General features: G+C 56.1%; 16 protein-coding genes. 12 read left to right on the top strand and 4 right to left on the bottom strand.

The window, feature by feature from the left end; all coding sequences use genetic code 11:
- Window positions 1-270 precede the first annotated feature (270 nt).
- The 9 genes from NHH03_RS06880 (at window position 271) to NHH03_RS28335 (ending at window position 5,687) form a co-directional block, all read left to right on the top strand.
- Entirely contained in the window at window positions 271-555 is a 285-nt protein-coding gene (locus NHH03_RS06880; protein WP_253155022.1) for a hypothetical protein, read from the top strand.
- A gap of 194 nt (window positions 556-749) precedes the next feature.
- Window positions 750-953, top strand: a complete 204-nt coding sequence (locus NHH03_RS06875; RefSeq protein WP_253155021.1) for a hypothetical protein — start codon at window positions 750-752, stop codon at window positions 951-953.
- Between the two features lie 296 nt (window positions 954-1,249).
- Window positions 1,250-2,383, top strand: a complete 1,134-nt coding sequence (locus NHH03_RS06870; RefSeq protein WP_253155020.1) for a DnaB-like helicase C-terminal domain-containing protein — start codon at window positions 1,250-1,252, stop codon at window positions 2,381-2,383.
- On the top strand, window positions 2,383-2,757 hold the full coding sequence (locus NHH03_RS06865) for a helix-turn-helix domain-containing protein (protein WP_253155019.1): 375 nt from the start codon (window positions 2,383-2,385) through the stop codon (window positions 2,755-2,757). The genes NHH03_RS06870 and NHH03_RS06865 overlap by 1 nt, the downstream gene beginning before the upstream one ends.
- 168 nt (window positions 2,758-2,925) lie before the next feature.
- Window positions 2,926-3,174 carry a hypothetical protein gene (locus NHH03_RS06860; protein ID WP_253155018.1) on the top strand — a complete coding sequence of 83 codons (249 nt, stop codon included), beginning with the start codon at window positions 2,926-2,928 and terminating at the stop codon, window positions 3,172-3,174.
- Window positions 3,175-3,418: 244 nt separating this feature from the next.
- Window positions 3,419-3,838 carry a phage integrase SAM-like domain-containing protein gene (locus NHH03_RS06855; RefSeq protein ID WP_253155017.1) on the top strand — a complete coding sequence of 140 codons (420 nt, stop codon included), beginning with the start codon at window positions 3,419-3,421 and terminating at the stop codon, window positions 3,836-3,838.
- 34 nt (window positions 3,839-3,872) lie between these two features.
- The gene (locus tag NHH03_RS06850) at window positions 3,873-4,271 is read left to right on the top strand and encodes a hypothetical protein (RefSeq protein WP_253155016.1); all 399 of its coding nucleotides are present in this window, start codon (window positions 3,873-3,875) and stop codon (window positions 4,269-4,271) included.
- A 577-nt stretch (window positions 4,272-4,848) separates the two neighbouring features.
- On the top strand, window positions 4,849-5,304 hold the full coding sequence (locus tag NHH03_RS06845) for a hypothetical protein (protein WP_253155015.1): 456 nt from the start codon (window positions 4,849-4,851) through the stop codon (window positions 5,302-5,304).
- Window positions 5,196-5,687 (top strand): type II toxin-antitoxin system PemK/MazF family toxin, encoded by a 492-nt coding sequence (locus NHH03_RS28335; protein WP_390895529.1) that lies wholly within the window; start codon window positions 5,196-5,198, stop codon window positions 5,685-5,687. The genes NHH03_RS06845 and NHH03_RS28335 overlap by 109 nt, the downstream gene beginning before the upstream one ends.
- Before the next feature lie 110 nt (window positions 5,688-5,797).
- Here the strand turns inward: NHH03_RS28335 and NHH03_RS06840 are convergent, their stop codons facing one another.
- Complete coding sequence (locus tag NHH03_RS06840) at window positions 5,798-7,210, bottom strand: sensor histidine kinase (protein ID WP_253155014.1); 1,413 nt, start codon at window positions 7,208-7,210, stop codon at window positions 5,798-5,800.
- A gap of 414 nt (window positions 7,211-7,624) precedes the next feature.
- Between NHH03_RS06840 and NHH03_RS06835 the strand changes: the two genes are divergently transcribed.
- The 3 genes from NHH03_RS06835 to NHH03_RS06825 are packed head-to-tail and all read left to right on the top strand — an operon-like array spanning window position 7,625 to window position 11,966.
- Entirely contained in the window at window positions 7,625-8,728 is a 1,104-nt protein-coding gene (locus tag NHH03_RS06835; RefSeq protein WP_253155141.1) for a sugar-binding protein, read from the top strand.
- On the top strand, window positions 8,725-10,290 hold the full coding sequence (locus NHH03_RS06830; protein WP_253155013.1) for a sugar ABC transporter ATP-binding protein: 1,566 nt from the start codon (window positions 8,725-8,727) through the stop codon (window positions 10,288-10,290). Before NHH03_RS06835 ends, NHH03_RS06830 begins: the two co-directional genes overlap by 4 nt.
- Window positions 10,287-11,966 (top strand): ABC transporter permease subunit, encoded by a 1,680-nt coding sequence (locus NHH03_RS06825; RefSeq protein ID WP_253155012.1) that lies wholly within the window; start codon window positions 10,287-10,289, stop codon window positions 11,964-11,966. Before NHH03_RS06830 ends, NHH03_RS06825 begins: the two co-directional genes overlap by 4 nt.
- Before the next feature lie 103 nt (window positions 11,967-12,069).
- Here the strand turns inward: NHH03_RS06825 and NHH03_RS06820 are convergent, their stop codons facing one another.
- Genes NHH03_RS06820 through NHH03_RS06810 form a run of 3 tightly spaced genes read right to left on the bottom strand, consistent with a single transcriptional unit; the run spans window position 12,070 to window position 13,879 of the window.
- Window positions 12,070-12,468 carry an acyl-CoA thioesterase gene (locus NHH03_RS06820; protein WP_253155011.1) on the bottom strand — a complete coding sequence of 133 codons (399 nt, stop codon included), beginning with the start codon at window positions 12,466-12,468 and terminating at the stop codon, window positions 12,070-12,072.
- The gene (gene rnpA, locus NHH03_RS06815; RefSeq protein ID WP_253155010.1) at window positions 12,465-12,842 is read right to left on the bottom strand and encodes a ribonuclease P protein component; all 378 of its coding nucleotides are present in this window, start codon (window positions 12,840-12,842) and stop codon (window positions 12,465-12,467) included. The genes NHH03_RS06820 and rnpA overlap by 4 nt, the downstream gene beginning before the upstream one ends.
- A 44-nt stretch (window positions 12,843-12,886) precedes the next feature.
- Window positions 12,887-13,879: a DnaJ C-terminal domain-containing protein gene (locus NHH03_RS06810; RefSeq protein ID WP_253155009.1), complete on the bottom strand. Its 993-nt coding sequence runs from the start codon at window positions 13,877-13,879 to the stop codon at window positions 12,887-12,889.
- Window positions 13,880-13,987: the final 108 nt, after the last annotated feature.

Raw genomic sequence — 13,987 nt, 5'->3', positions numbered from 1 at the left:
GCCGATGGCGACAAGGCAAGAGAGTTACCTTTCTACAGAAATTGAGAAATGACAACGGCGTTTGATTTGGGGGAGCAATCCCAAGCTGTGATCCGGCAGAGGCCGGCTAGCGACGGACCCGACTGGGCGTAACTCCCCAGTTTGAACCAGGTCAAACGCCGTTGTCGTGCGCGGATGGTTAAAAACCAGAATCCCGGTTTTTAAACATTGGAATTCCAAGATTTAAACATCGGATATCCGATAATTGGCCACCGCAAGGAATGTTCCACAGTGAGCACCGCCACTTTTTCCCCGATGCCTCAGAGCCCCGCTGTCGCCCACTCACGCGATGGCAGTGATCCGTTCGACGCGATGCTCGCTCAGTTACTCACGTGCTGCTGGGTCGTCCTGGTGGAGCCAAACGGCAACATCCATCGCCGGATCAGTCGGCCATTCAACGACACGCCCAGCGATCGGGCTCTGATGGCGAAGGTCATTCGAGTGGTTCGCGCCCAGCAGCGCGAATGCGACGGAGAACTGAATGTCGGCGTTGAGCGGGTTTATCGGGCTGAATAGCAGAAAGAATCCGCACTTTTTATATACGGGCCACTAGGGGCCACAGAGGGTCTGTGCGCACTTCGCAAATCGGGCAGGCGGGTGATTGACATCACTTGAGGGCGCGAGGGTCGATAGGTTGTCGACAAATATCGAAAGTTGTCCGCGCATACCTTTGTATGTTTTTTGAAATCACTCAAACCAGCAGGGATCTCATGAGTCGAGCACAGTTTTTGGCGGCCGCAAGTGCGGCTGTTGGCGTCGAGATCAATCGCGCGCAGTTAATGGTCGCCCAGCGAACGAACTGGATCACACCGCCCCCAAAGATCGGGACCCGGTTTGTCTACGGCGAACAGCAGTTGGCTGAATTCGTCGAGTATCTAGAAACGAGATCCTACAAGGTCGCGTTCAGCCGGTAACCACCAACGAAAAGAACCCCGTGGTGGGTAGCCACGGGGTTCAAGTTTTTTTGTCCGGTGCTGTTTTTCGAAGGCGGCACCAAACTAGCAAAGAGTGCAATGAGTATAGCATACATCTCGGAACCGGCAATCCGAAAAACCGTAAACCCGTCACCGAATCAACCGGGGACGCTCTTAGAACAACTCGCCACGATGGTGCTTGCCCGCCAAATCGCGGACCAGTACGGTGAACCGTCATCAGAACCGTACTGGCATGATGCGCGTGAATTGGTTTTTGGTCGAAGGGGTGGCAACCAATGATTGCGCAAGAAGACCCGCGCCAAGCGACAAGGGAATTCTATTTCCGGACGTTCGATAAGGCGCTGGCGATCGGCCATGGTGTTCAGTGCTTCACCGAACGGTTGTTCACAACCAACGCGGAGATTCAGTCAACACTTGATCGTCTTGCTGAGTTTCCGATCAGTGGCCCAGAGATTCTTTCCGAGTGGCACGCGTATCGTGACGGACTCTTGGATGATGGGACGTGCAGTCATTTGCTTGACAGTGGCGCTGACGTGTTCGACTCGGTTGTCCGTGACCTTTTTGCCGGCAAGTCCGACCGCCTTTTCAATTGTGGCGAGGCATTGCCGAAGTTTGAAATTGGCCCTGGACTGATGACCGTGATCGGCGCGCCACCTGGTCGTGGTAAGACCGCCCTGGCGATGCAGACACTTTATGACGTGGTGACCAATGAACATGGTCTGAAAGCCGTGGTCGCGTCACTGGAAGTCACAGCAGCTACTCTCATCAAGCGGCGGTTGGCGATGCTGCTGGATGTTGGGTTTGATGCGATCCGGTTCAACACGCTCACCGAAAAACAGCGTCGCGACCTGACAAAGAAGTCAGGTTTTCGCGATGTGCTGCAGAATGTTGGGTTTGTAAAATCAGACCGATGTGGGTTGGGCGATCTTGAAGAGCTTTTGACGTTGCGGCAGAAGCCGGGATTGCTACTGATGGACTACGTTCAGTTGTTCGGCGCGGGCGATGCCAATGCCCAAGATCGCGGAATGCAGACGATGACGACCGCACGTCGATTCTGTGAGGCGGGATGGGCGGTAATCGCAGTTTCGGCCGTCAACCGCACAAGCTACGCCAAGGGCGATCTGGGGAGCTTCCGAGACACTTCGTCGATAGAGTACAGCGGGACATCGGCCTACATGCTGGACGAAGTGGGCGAGTATGCCGACGACGAATCGAAACCGTCTGTCCGGCCGATGAAGTTGCGAGCGTTGAAGAACCGAAACGGTGGTCTGAGAAGTATCGATCTGGTCTTTGATGGACCGAAGATGACGTTCAGATCACCGGCCACTATCAACCAATTTTCCGGTGAGTTTGATTCCTGGAACGCAGCGTCAGAGAGTGCTAACCCGTTTGAGGAATCTGTTTTTTGATGAAAGGAGAAGCCACGAAACGGAAGTCACAAAAGCGGTTTGAGCAATTGAATCGGATTATTGATGACATCGCCCCAACGCTTCCATCTGCGAGCCACCTGGCGGTTCTGCTGATCTGTTTTCGGCATGGCCGACAAGCTGGATTCTTTCGCGCGTCGACGAAGCGGATTGCCAAGTCTGCGCGACTCAGCGAGCGGCATGTGAAGCGAATTATCAACGACCTCGAGACGGCCGGAGTTGTCCGTTTAGAGGCCGAGCACAACGGTCCAATTCCGAGGTCATATCGGATCACTGGACAGACCGCTAATGGTGACACCCATGTCACCATTAAAGAACCATCTAATGGTGACGCCCATGTCACCATTAACGCATGACCAACCCCCTGATTTAATGGTGACATCCACGACATCTAATGGTGACATCCACGACATCTAATGGTGACACCCATGTCACCCCGTACAGAAAGTACAGAAATATACGAGTGCATTTTGGCTTGCACTTCGTGAGCCAAAAACACTCTAAGAAAAAGGGGGTCCCCGAAAATGACTTTTGAACCCCAGCCAATTGCCCGATTGAAGCTGGTCGAACTGGACCCGAAACGGAAGGTGCTCGCTGGCTACGACGACACCGAAACGACGGTCTTCGTCCTTCGGAAAACCAAAGCCGGCGACTGGCAACTTTTCAACGTCCCAATCTCAGATCGTGATCAAACCTTGCGTTCATTCCTGACGGCCAACGACAGCGAACTACTGGAACTGACCAAATCAATTCAGGCGACCTCTGGAAACTAACCTTGGCATCACTGAAAAAAGAAACCGATCGAGGCCGCACTGGATGGCGCTTGCGGTTCTACCTGAATCGAAAACAGAAATCACTCTGGCTTGGTGACATGAGCAAGAGGGCGGCTACAACCGTCTGTCTGCACGTCGAGGAGTTGGTTAGGGCTGTGAGGCCAATGTCAAGCCGGACGCGTCAGCGGCGACGTGGGCGGCTGAGTTGGAGGGGCGGATTCATGCCGCGATTGTGAAGTGGAAGTTGGTCGAATCGAAAGATCCGGCCAGCTCGCAATCCGATTTGGCGGTTGCATTCTTCCGGCAATACATCGACGAGCGCGCCGACTGGTCACCGATCACAAAAAACAACTATTCGCAATCGGTGAATTGGTTCTCCATCCGCTTGGGCGAAGACAAACCGTTGAAGGCCATCACGCCGGCATGGTTTGAATCGTGGCACCGCTGGATGATCCATCCGGACCGACTGGCGGAGGCGACAGCCAACAAGCACTGCAAGCGGATCCGGACTTTGTTCAGGGAAGCAATCAAGGCGAGGTTGCTGGAATCGAATCCAGGCGAAGGCTACAGAGTTGGCGGGGAGGTCAATCGCGGCCAAGATCGCGAACATGGGGCGGGGGAGGCCAAGCGAGGAAAAAGGGCCAAATGGCACTTTTATCAATGAAGCCGCAGACCAACTGAACGTCAAGCCCCGCAATGTGAAACGCGCCAAGGCCGCAACACTTCAAAATGGCGAAGTCGGCAATGGTCGAAAAGTAGGTGGGCAGAACTGCCCACCTACTTCTGAGTCAGCGGCTGGTTTGCTAAACGTCAGTCCAAAGTCAGTCAAGAACGCCAAGTCAGCGATAAAGAATGGCTGTGACCAATTAGGCGAAGCAATGGATCGCGACGAAGTATCAGCGGACCTTGCGGCAAAGTTCGTCAAAGCGGTCCCCGATAAGCGAAAGCAGAAAGGCATTTTGAAAGACGGTGTTGATGCTGCCGAGGTGTCTGAGAATGTGCGCCATGGCGCACAAATCCCAAACGCACGTGCAGCCCGAGAAGTCGCTAAAGCACCCCATGAAAAGCAATCGGGTTTTTGGGACACTACCAGATAACTCCGGCCGATCTGCCTGAAACCCCGTAAAAAAGAGAGTCAAAGTGAGTGGTTTCGACTCGACGCTAAGGACGCTATAACCACGGTTTTCACTATAAAGAAAAGTGTGTTTTTCGCTGGTCTCCAGGTCGCTTTGTGGTTCCGGATGTCGCGGGTTCGAACCCCGTCACTCACCCCTTGCGCTTGCTGCGTCAATTGCCGGTCGGATCGCGGTGCTCGACTTCGACCTTGGTCCGCACGAGACGGGGTTGAATATCCAATACATTTGGACGGAACGACCGAACCAGAATCCAGATTCCAGTTTTTCCAAGCAAGCTGCTGAGCTACCCAGGACCTGTGCCTGAGGCAGTCCAACACATCGACAACCCTTGTCCAAATCTCGGCAAGAAATGGAAATGGATACGCGGGAGAACCTTTAATCGGGTTGTTTTCAGCGAGTCCGCGCTTTGATGCCGTTCGGCTGCGCACGAGTCCCTCGCTGCCAAATGATAAATTGACTGGCAGATTGTGCCGAGATAGTCTAGTGAGAGCCACTCCAGTAGCGGTTATTCCAACGACCCTCTCATTGCGCAAAACAGATGAACGGCCTGGAACGGTTTACAAACCCGATTCGAGACAAAATCCAAGCTTGTGAAAGCCAAGAAGAAACTTGGAAGCTAGGCCACGAGTACGCGAGGGTCGTGTTCAAGTTTGAAGACCTTCTTGGTGACATGGTAGAGCTGTTCGGGACGCTAGACCGCGCCGACCAAGCTTTCCGCGATTCGGTGTCGAAAGACCCGAACAGTTACTGCGAGGAGCACGACCGCACCTTCAGAAAACTACACCGCGAATACCACTACGTGGCCGAAAGCGTCGAAGTGACAGCTACTTCCATCGAAAGTGACTACGGTTCAACACCGATCGAAAACATCGATGATTTCCGTGAGTGCCTGAGAAGGACGCGGCTATCGGCAAAGGAAGGCTATCAACTCGCTGCAGCCGAGGAGCGAGAATCGCTTCAGTCGGAAGTGTCCAAACTACTCAACGCCAAATAGCCGAAGTGGAAGTAGCTCGAGGCGATGTCGTGTGGGTGAAGTTATTGGATCCGCAAGGCGGAAACGAAAAAATTCGCCCTGCAGTCGTGGTTGACCTCACCGAAAATGGCGAGGTCTGTATCGTTGTAGCTGGGACCACGAAGTTCAACGACACCGATTTACTTCGCCCTGATGTCATCCAACTGCCCTACTCGACTTCATCGGACACCCCAAGTCGCACGGGCCTTCGTTGTAAGACGGCAGTGATTTGCACCTGGTTTGAGAGGATCCCTGTCGATGAAATTCAGGATCGAACCGGAAACGTTCCGACCGTGCTTTACAATGCAATTCTTCGACGAGTCAAAGAGAACTACCAATCAAAAAAAGCCAGTGGCGACACCTGACAGCTGTGGTTCTGGGCGACATAGCGAGTGGCAAACGTCTGTCACTCACCCCTTGCGCTTGCTGCGTCAATTGCCGGTCGGATCGTGGTGCTTGCACAGGTGAATTGATTCTACAAGCGTCGCCGGCAAATTCGCTGGACTTCGGTTTCCAGTCGACTTTCGGCGCCGGGCGAGGGAGAAATCATGGGGGCCCCCAACCGCATCCGGTTGCCGTCGGGCATCTGCCGCCGGGAAGCGCTAAAGGATTGGCGGACCATCAGATCACAGAGCCGACTGACCAGTGATCCACCCGGCAAGCTATCGCTGCTGGTCGCAATCGGAACGAGCGAGAATTTTCCCCAGGTCAGCCGAATGCCTTGCAGCTCGTTGCGAAGCGTCAGCTCCAATTCGGCTCGTTTTCGCAATGCCGTTTCGCGATCAGCGTCCCAGGCAATCACCCAATTGCGACGTCCCGCACGGTAGGCAAACTCGGTGATGCGGATCGACCGCTGCAACAATTCGTCAAACGCATTGGTATTGGCAGCTTGGGTGGCCGCTCCGATCGAAACCGTCGTCAATAGCAGTTGATCAGGAAACGCGGGCTGATGCTCGCTGACCGCCAACTCCACCGCCAGCGATGGCACGTCGATGCGGACTCGGCGCGGCGGATGAATCACATCACTCTGACGTGATGCCGTCGACGGCACGACTCTGGCCGGCAACACATTGTGCACCTGCTGGTGTTGCTGCTCGATGGTTTGCCGCTCTGGCGCGATCAACCCCGAGCGCCATTTCGTCCATGCTGCGGAGACCGATGCGGGGCCACCGATCGGCGTTTGAAAACTGACCGCCGTGCCGGTGCCGACGCGCGATTCGATTCGCAGCGTGGAGAAGTGGGCCGCGGCAAGTTGCCGACTGATCATCAATCCCAACCCGCCGGTGCTGCGCGCCGGTGATTTCCCGGCAGCGATCAATTCCATGTCCGAAGCTTCGATACCATTTCCCTGGTCGACGATCGACCAAGTCATCATGCCGCGTTGGTCGTCCGATCGGGCGCGAATCAAAACCGGTCGGCCGTCGCGGGTGACACGGATCGCATTGTTGGCCAAATTGACGATCAGCCGGCGGATCAACGTGGGGTCGGCATAGACACCGACACCCTGCTCAAACGGCCCGTCCCACAGCAAGTGAATTCCCCGCGGCATGACCCAGGGCTGCAGGGTCGCTTCGACGCTGCGACGCAAATCATCAATCAAGATCCAGCCCCGGCGGGCATTGGGAAATCCTGATTCGAACTGCCGTGTGTGGACCATCTCGTCGACCAATTGGCTCGCACAATTGCATTGATCGATCGCAGCCGACAAACATTCGCGTTGCGACGTCGAAACGAACCCCAGATCACCATCGCGAACCAACCGCACCGCTTCGCGAATCGTCGCCAACGGGGCACGCAGATCGTGCGCCGTCTCGCTGATCAATCGCGACGCACTGCTATCGGAGTGAAAGTCACACTCGTCATGGACAGCGGGAGCGGGCCTTTCCACCGGCCGCTCCGATCGAGCTGCCGCGATGCTTGGAACGACGCAGTTTTCGAGAGGATGGCCACTTGGCGGCAGCGGGGCAGTGAAAGTCACAGCGATTGATCTCCAGATAAGCGGGTGCCAGGTCGCACCAATGCGGCGCGGGAGGGCGACGGAGCCGGAGAGGGCATCGATGCGACCTGTTAGGTTGTCCGTATCGGCTAGGTTGAGATTGCGGCACCAGCTCTCTATCGAGACCACGCCCTGAATCCCAATCAATCCCGCAGAGCTTGCTTGATTTACCGGTCATGCCGACCCTGAAGCTTGCGAGTGCAACGCGTCAAACTTACACTCGCTAGCCCCATTCGGGTTAAACTAACGACGCTGCGGCGACATTGCGTTGCCTGGTTTCCCCCACTCCTTTGGTTTCTTGTCGTGATGCGAACAAACCTGTTTCTCTGTAGCGGATTGCTGCTGGTCGCTCTGGGAATGCTGACTGCCGGTTGCAAGATTGAAAAAATCGATTCCACCGCCGACAACGCGGCGGGCGCGAGTGATCAACCGGCGGCGTCGGACGTCAAACAAAACGATGGAGATCAGACGCGGGTTGCCTATGTCACCAATGGCATCGCTTCTTTCTGGGTGATCGCCGAAGCCGGTTGCCAAGCCGCAGCGAAAGATCTGGGGGTGGAATGCTTGGTCCGTATGCCCGATGGCGCGGCGGAGCAAAAACGGATGCTCGAAGAACTCAATTCGATGAACTTGGCCGGGGTCGCGGTCAGTCCGATCAACCCGGAAAACCAAACCGGTATTTTGAACGAACTCGCCGCGTCCACCAACTTGATCACACAAGATTCCGACGCGCCAAAATCCAACCGCTTGGCCTACATCGGCATGAACAACTACGACGCCGGGCGGATGTGTGGCAAACTGATCAAGGAAGCCATTCCCGATGGCGGTGAAGTGATCATCTTTGTCGGCCGACTCGGGCAACTCAACGCCGACCAACGACGCCAAGGCATCATCGACGAATTGCTGGATCGATCCAATGACCCTCAGCGAGCGTTTGATCCGGCCGACCAAGTCCTCAAGGGCGACAAGTACACGGTATTGGACACGCGAACCGACAACTTCGATTTCGCCCAGGCCAAAAGTCGTGCCGAGGATGCAATCGCCAAATACCCCAACGTCAGTTGCATGGTCGGATTGTTCGCCTACAACCCGCCCAACATTATCGAAGCGATTCGGGGTGCCGGCAAACAGGACCAAATCAAAGTCGTCGGCTTCGACGAAGACGATCGCACGTTGCAGGCGATCCAGATGGGTGACTGTTATGGCACCGTCGTGCAAAACCCCTATCAGTACGGTTACAAATCCGTTGAGATGCTGACCAAACTGGCGGCGGGTGACCAATCCGCGATCCCAGAGGGCGGAATCATTCACATCCCCGCGCGATCGATCCGCCAAGACAACGTGGACGAATTCTGGGATGAACTGAAAGCGTTGATTCGCCAAGCTGAATCGGGTGCGGCGACCAAGTGACGGTTTCGGCAGCACACCCCGTCGGTGAACCCGCACTGCTAGAGGTCCGCTCGCTCTGCAAGCGTTTTCCCGGCGTCCGCGCGCTCCACCAAATCGATCTCACGTTGGCCGCCGGCGAAGTGCTGGCGTTGGTGGGTGAAAACGGCGCTGGCAAAAGCACGTTGATGAAAATCTTGGCCGGAGTCCAATCCGCCGACGCTGGTCAGATTTTGGTCGACGGCAAACCGCAGTCGCTGGGCAGTGTCGCCAGCGCGATGCGACTGGGGATCACGTTGATTCACCAGGAACTGAACCTGTCGGATAACTTGTCGGTCGCAGCCAACATCTTCTTGGGGCGAGAACCGACGCGATTCGGATTGATCGACCAGCAAACGATCGAGCGCGAATCACGACGGCACCTTGCATCGGTCGGGTTGGACGTCGACCCGTCAACATTGGTGCGTGACCTGACAATCGGCCGTCAACAGATGGTGGAAATCGCCAAGGCGCTGTCGATCGATGCGCGGATTCTGATCATGGATGAACCGACCAGCAGTCTGTCCCAAAAAGAAGCCGAAGCGTTGTTCACCGCCGTCAAAGGGTTGCGAGCGCGTGGCGTCAGCGTGATCTATATCTCGCACCGGTTGGCTGAGATCGAATGTTTGGCCGATCGTGTCTTGGTGATGCGTGACGGCGAAAATGCAGGTGAACTGATTGGCGATGCGATCCAACATGATGCGATGGTCAGCCGCATGGTCGGTCGCGATGTTTCACGGTTTTACCAACGCACCCAGCTTTACCAGGATTCAATTCGCAGCGATTCCACACCGTCCCAGTATTCACTGCCCGCACTGAAGGTCACGCGGTTGGTCGTTCCGGAACATCCCAACCATCGTCTATCGTTCCAGGTGATGCCGGGCGAAATCGTGGGGTTGGCGGGATTGGTCGGAGCCGGACGAACGGAGTTGCTGCGGTGTCTGTTTGGCATCACCGAAGCATTGTCGGGACAGGTTGAAATCGACGGCCAACTGATTCAATTGCATTGTCCTGCGGATGCCATTTCCAGCGGCATGGGGCTGGTTCCCGAAGACCGCAAAGAACAGGGGCTGATCATCGATTTTTCGGTCCAGTCGAATGTCTCGCTGGCCAGTCTGGCGGACAAGGCCGGCGGTGGTGTTTGGATCAATTCCGATGCCGAGTACCAAGACACAAGCAACAGCATCCAACGGCTGCGGATCAAAACACCCTCCCAGCAACAGATCGCCGGTTACCTGTCCGGCGGCAATCAGCAAAAAGTCGTCTTGGGGAAATGGCTGGCGATGAATCCCAAGATCCTACTGTTGGATGAACCGACACGGGGGATCGACATCGGGGCCAAAGAAGAAATTTACCGGCTGATGGAAAGCTTGGCCGCTGACGGGCTAGCGATTCTGTTTGTTTCCAGTGAACTCGAAGAAGTGATCGGGATGAGTGACAGAACATTGGTCATGCACGAAGGCAAGCTAACCGGCCAATTGGTTGGCGATGACATCTGCGAAGAATCGATCATGAATTTGGCAACCGGGTTAGTGACAACCGAATGAATAAAATCCTTGGCATCTTTGGACTGTTGCTGTTCGTGTGTTTATTCACGACGGTGATGAGCGACAGTTTTATTAGTGAATACAACCTGTACAACATCACCCGTTGGAGCGCCTTGTTCGGCATTCTGTCGATCGGCGTTGCGTTTGTGATCATCACTGGCGGGATCGATTTATCGATCGGATCGGTGGTCGGATTGGTCGCCTGTTTGTTGCCGATGTTGGTGACCGAATATGGCGTGTCATCGTTCTGGTCGGTCTTGATCGTCATCGCGGTCGCCGGGGGAATCGGCTTGCTGCATGGATTGTTGATCACACGATTGGATCTACAACCCTTTGTGGTCACGCTGTGTGGATTGTTGTTCTATCGCGGACTGGCACGCTGGATCACCGACGACAACACGCTGGGATTTGGCCAGGACTACGATGACAGCCTACGGTTACTGGCGATCGGGAAACCCTGCAGTTGGGCGACGATGCTGTTGTTAGGCGGGATCATTCTGGCGGTCTACGGCGTTTGGAAACTGCGTCGCTATCGCCGGCAATCATTGGAAACGGCACAACCGGCGACTGCGGCCGCCTGGATTTCAGCCTGGTCGACCCCGGTGATTGGCATTTTATTAGCGCTCGTCGGATCGTCTCGATTTTGGCTGGGTTGGGAATCAGGCCCCGGCACAGCGCTGTTCCAAATGGCCGGCTATCAGGTGCGAGGTCTGGGGATCCATGTCTCGGCCGAGGGACAGATGATGCCAAGCACGGTCATGAAGTATTTGGGCGCGCTGTTGTTTGTCCCCACTGTCAGCTTGTTTTTGTACTGGGGCTGGGCGTCCGGACATAGCGGCGCGCGGCGTGTGCGATGGCCATTGGTCACAGTGATCGTTTCGTCGTTGTGCTTGTTCTACTGCGTTTGGCAATTGGTGCCTCTGTATCGCAGTGCAGTCGACGATGACGTCTGGCAGGTCGGTGCCGTACAGGTCACAGGATCATTGCTGAAGACCCTGTTGATGCTGATCGTTTTCGTGGTGGTCGGCAGCGTGATCGGTTCGATCGGCTGGTTGATCTCGGTCGCCGCGGCGGCCAGTCCCAAAGCCAAAGCATTGATTCCGTTTTTGGTGACCACCGCGGTGATGACATTGGCCGGTCAGACCCATCTGGCGGCGACGATGGTTCCGATGCCCATGCTGGTGTTGATCGTGCTTGCGATCGCCGCATCGGTTTTCTTGAACCGCACAGTGTACGGTCGCTATCTATTGGCGCTGGGACGCAACGAGGAAGCGGCACGCTACAGTGGAATCAATACCAAACGGATGATCGTGGTTGCTTATGTCCTGTGCGGTTTAGCAGCCGGCTTGGGCGGCGTCCTGTTTGCGTTAGACGTCAACTCGGTCCAGCCCTCGGGATTCGGCAATTTTTACGAACTGTATGCCATCGCGGCAGCAGTGTTGGGCGGCTGCAGTTTGCGTGGCGGCGAAGGCAATATCTTGGGAGTGGTGATTGGCGCCGCAGTGATGCGTGTGCTGTACAACGCGATCAACATTCTAGGCATCAGTACCAAACTGGAATTTGCCATCATCGGGATCGTGATTTTGGCCGGCGCCGTGGTCGATGTCGTTGTCAAACGCATCGTGGCTCGTCGAGCGGTCCGGGCAGCGGAGCAGCTGGCTGGCCCGACACGCTAAAGCGTGAACTCCAACGGTGCGCGCTGGTGTGGAGGATTGATCCGACCGTGCGTCAAGTCGGATCAATCCTCCACACCAACGGAGAACCGCAAATGGTTGCGGTTCACCCTTCGTCGCCGTATTGATCCAGCAGGTCCTGTGGCACCCGCTGCAGTTGTCCTTGGCGATCGATGACGGCCAGTGTCACGGTGGCTGTGACCAACGGCAACTCGTCTCGGGTCACCGTGTACTCGTGAACGATCTTTGCCATCGTGACGTTGGCGATTCGCGTCTTGATTTGGATCAAATCGTCGTAGCGTGCCGGCGCTTTGTATCGACAATCGACGCGGACCACGACAACCAGTTCGCCGCGGTCTTCCATGTCACGATAGCGCCCGCCGCTTTGCCGCAGCAGTTCGGTGCGTCCCATTTCAAAGTACTGCAGATAGACGCTGTGATGCACGAATCCCATCGGATCGCACTCGTCATATCGGACACGGTGTTCGATCGCATGTTCTCTCATCGTTTGATCCGTTGGACAGCTTTCCGGGCCAACTTGGGCAACGAGCGTTGGATCCGCGACCAACTTCCCACTGCATCTTTTTTGGGGCGTACGATGAAATCGTATCCCGCGGGCATTAGCGATTGTTGCGTGCGAAAGGATTCGCGGATCCAACGCTTCCAGCGATTGCGGACGACGGCGTTGCCGGTCTTTTTGGGAATCGTCACCCCGAGTCGGCTGGGGGGAATTTCCGTGCCGGTTTGGCACCCGTTGGACTTGGCAAACACGACCAGACAATCATCGGCGGCGCAGCCACCACGGCGCATCACCAGCGTGAATGTTTGACCGCTAGCGATCCGTTTGGGTTTCGAAAACGAGTGGGGCTTGTTTGACAAGGCAGACTGATCCGCGCCACCGACCGGAAGTCGTGGGGAAGGAATTAAAACGCCAGATCGTCGCGCAACGATTGTGGATTTCGTTCGGCGAACTGCTTCAGCAACGCTTGGGATTCGTCATCGATCGAATCAGGCACTTTGATTTGCAGCGTGACGATCAGGTCGCCGGCGGTGCCCGACTTTGACGGCACGCCCTGCCCTTTGAGTCGTAGTTTTCGTCCGCCGCTGCTATTGGCTGGGATGGTCAACGTGACGGTTCCTGACGGGGTGGGCACATCGACGCTGGTACCCAACACGGCTTCGGAAATCGAGACCGGCAGCGTCAATTCCAGGTTCTGGCCGTTGCGGCGAAAATGGGGATGCGAGGAAACCTTGATGATCAAAATCAGATCACCTCGCTGGCCACCATTGGGCGACGGGCCGCCCTGATGGCGAAGCCGCATCTTGGCACCGTCGCTGACCCCAGGCGGAATCGTTACCCCCAGTTTCTCTTCGTTCAGGTAGAACTCCATTTCGCCACCGCGAACGGCCACCTCGAGTGGCAGTTCCAGTTCATGACGGACCGTAGCACCGGGCTGGGGACCTCGCTGGGGAGCGGGTCGAGCTCGACCGCCGCCGCGGGGGGCCCCGCCACCGCCGCCAAGAATCTGTTCAAAGAAATCGCCGAAGCCGCCTTCGAAATTAAATCCGCCGCCGGGTCCGCCACCCGATCCACCGCCGGGCCCAGCGCCAGGGCGACCGGCACCACCAAAGATCTGTTCCAGATCCAGCCCATCGAATCCGCCGGGAGGTGCCCCCTGGTAGCCGCCACCACGGACTTTTTCAAAATCGGCCCCATAGCGATCATAGGCGGCGCGTTTCTCATCATCGCTCAGGACGTCATAGGCCTCCTGGATCCGCTTGAACCGATCCTGGGCGTCTTTACCGGGGTTCTTGTCCGGGTGAAATTTTAGTGCCAGCTTGCGATGGGCTTTCTTGATATCGTCTTTGGTTGCGCTACGGGTGACGCCAAGAGTTTGATACAGGTCTTCAGCCACGGCAAAAATATCTCACGCGTTCATTCAAGTGTTTCCCAGGGCGATCCTGGAGCCGTTTTTCCCTCGATCGGAAATCCGATGCCGTGCTAAACTTGGCACAGTCCAGGC

The sequence above is a fragment of the Stieleria tagensis genome, from assembly GCF_024129865.1.
GTDB lineage: Bacteria > Planctomycetota > Planctomycetia > Pirellulales > Pirellulaceae > Stieleria > Stieleria tagensis.
This window is presented reverse-complemented; position numbering and strand designations above follow the sequence as displayed.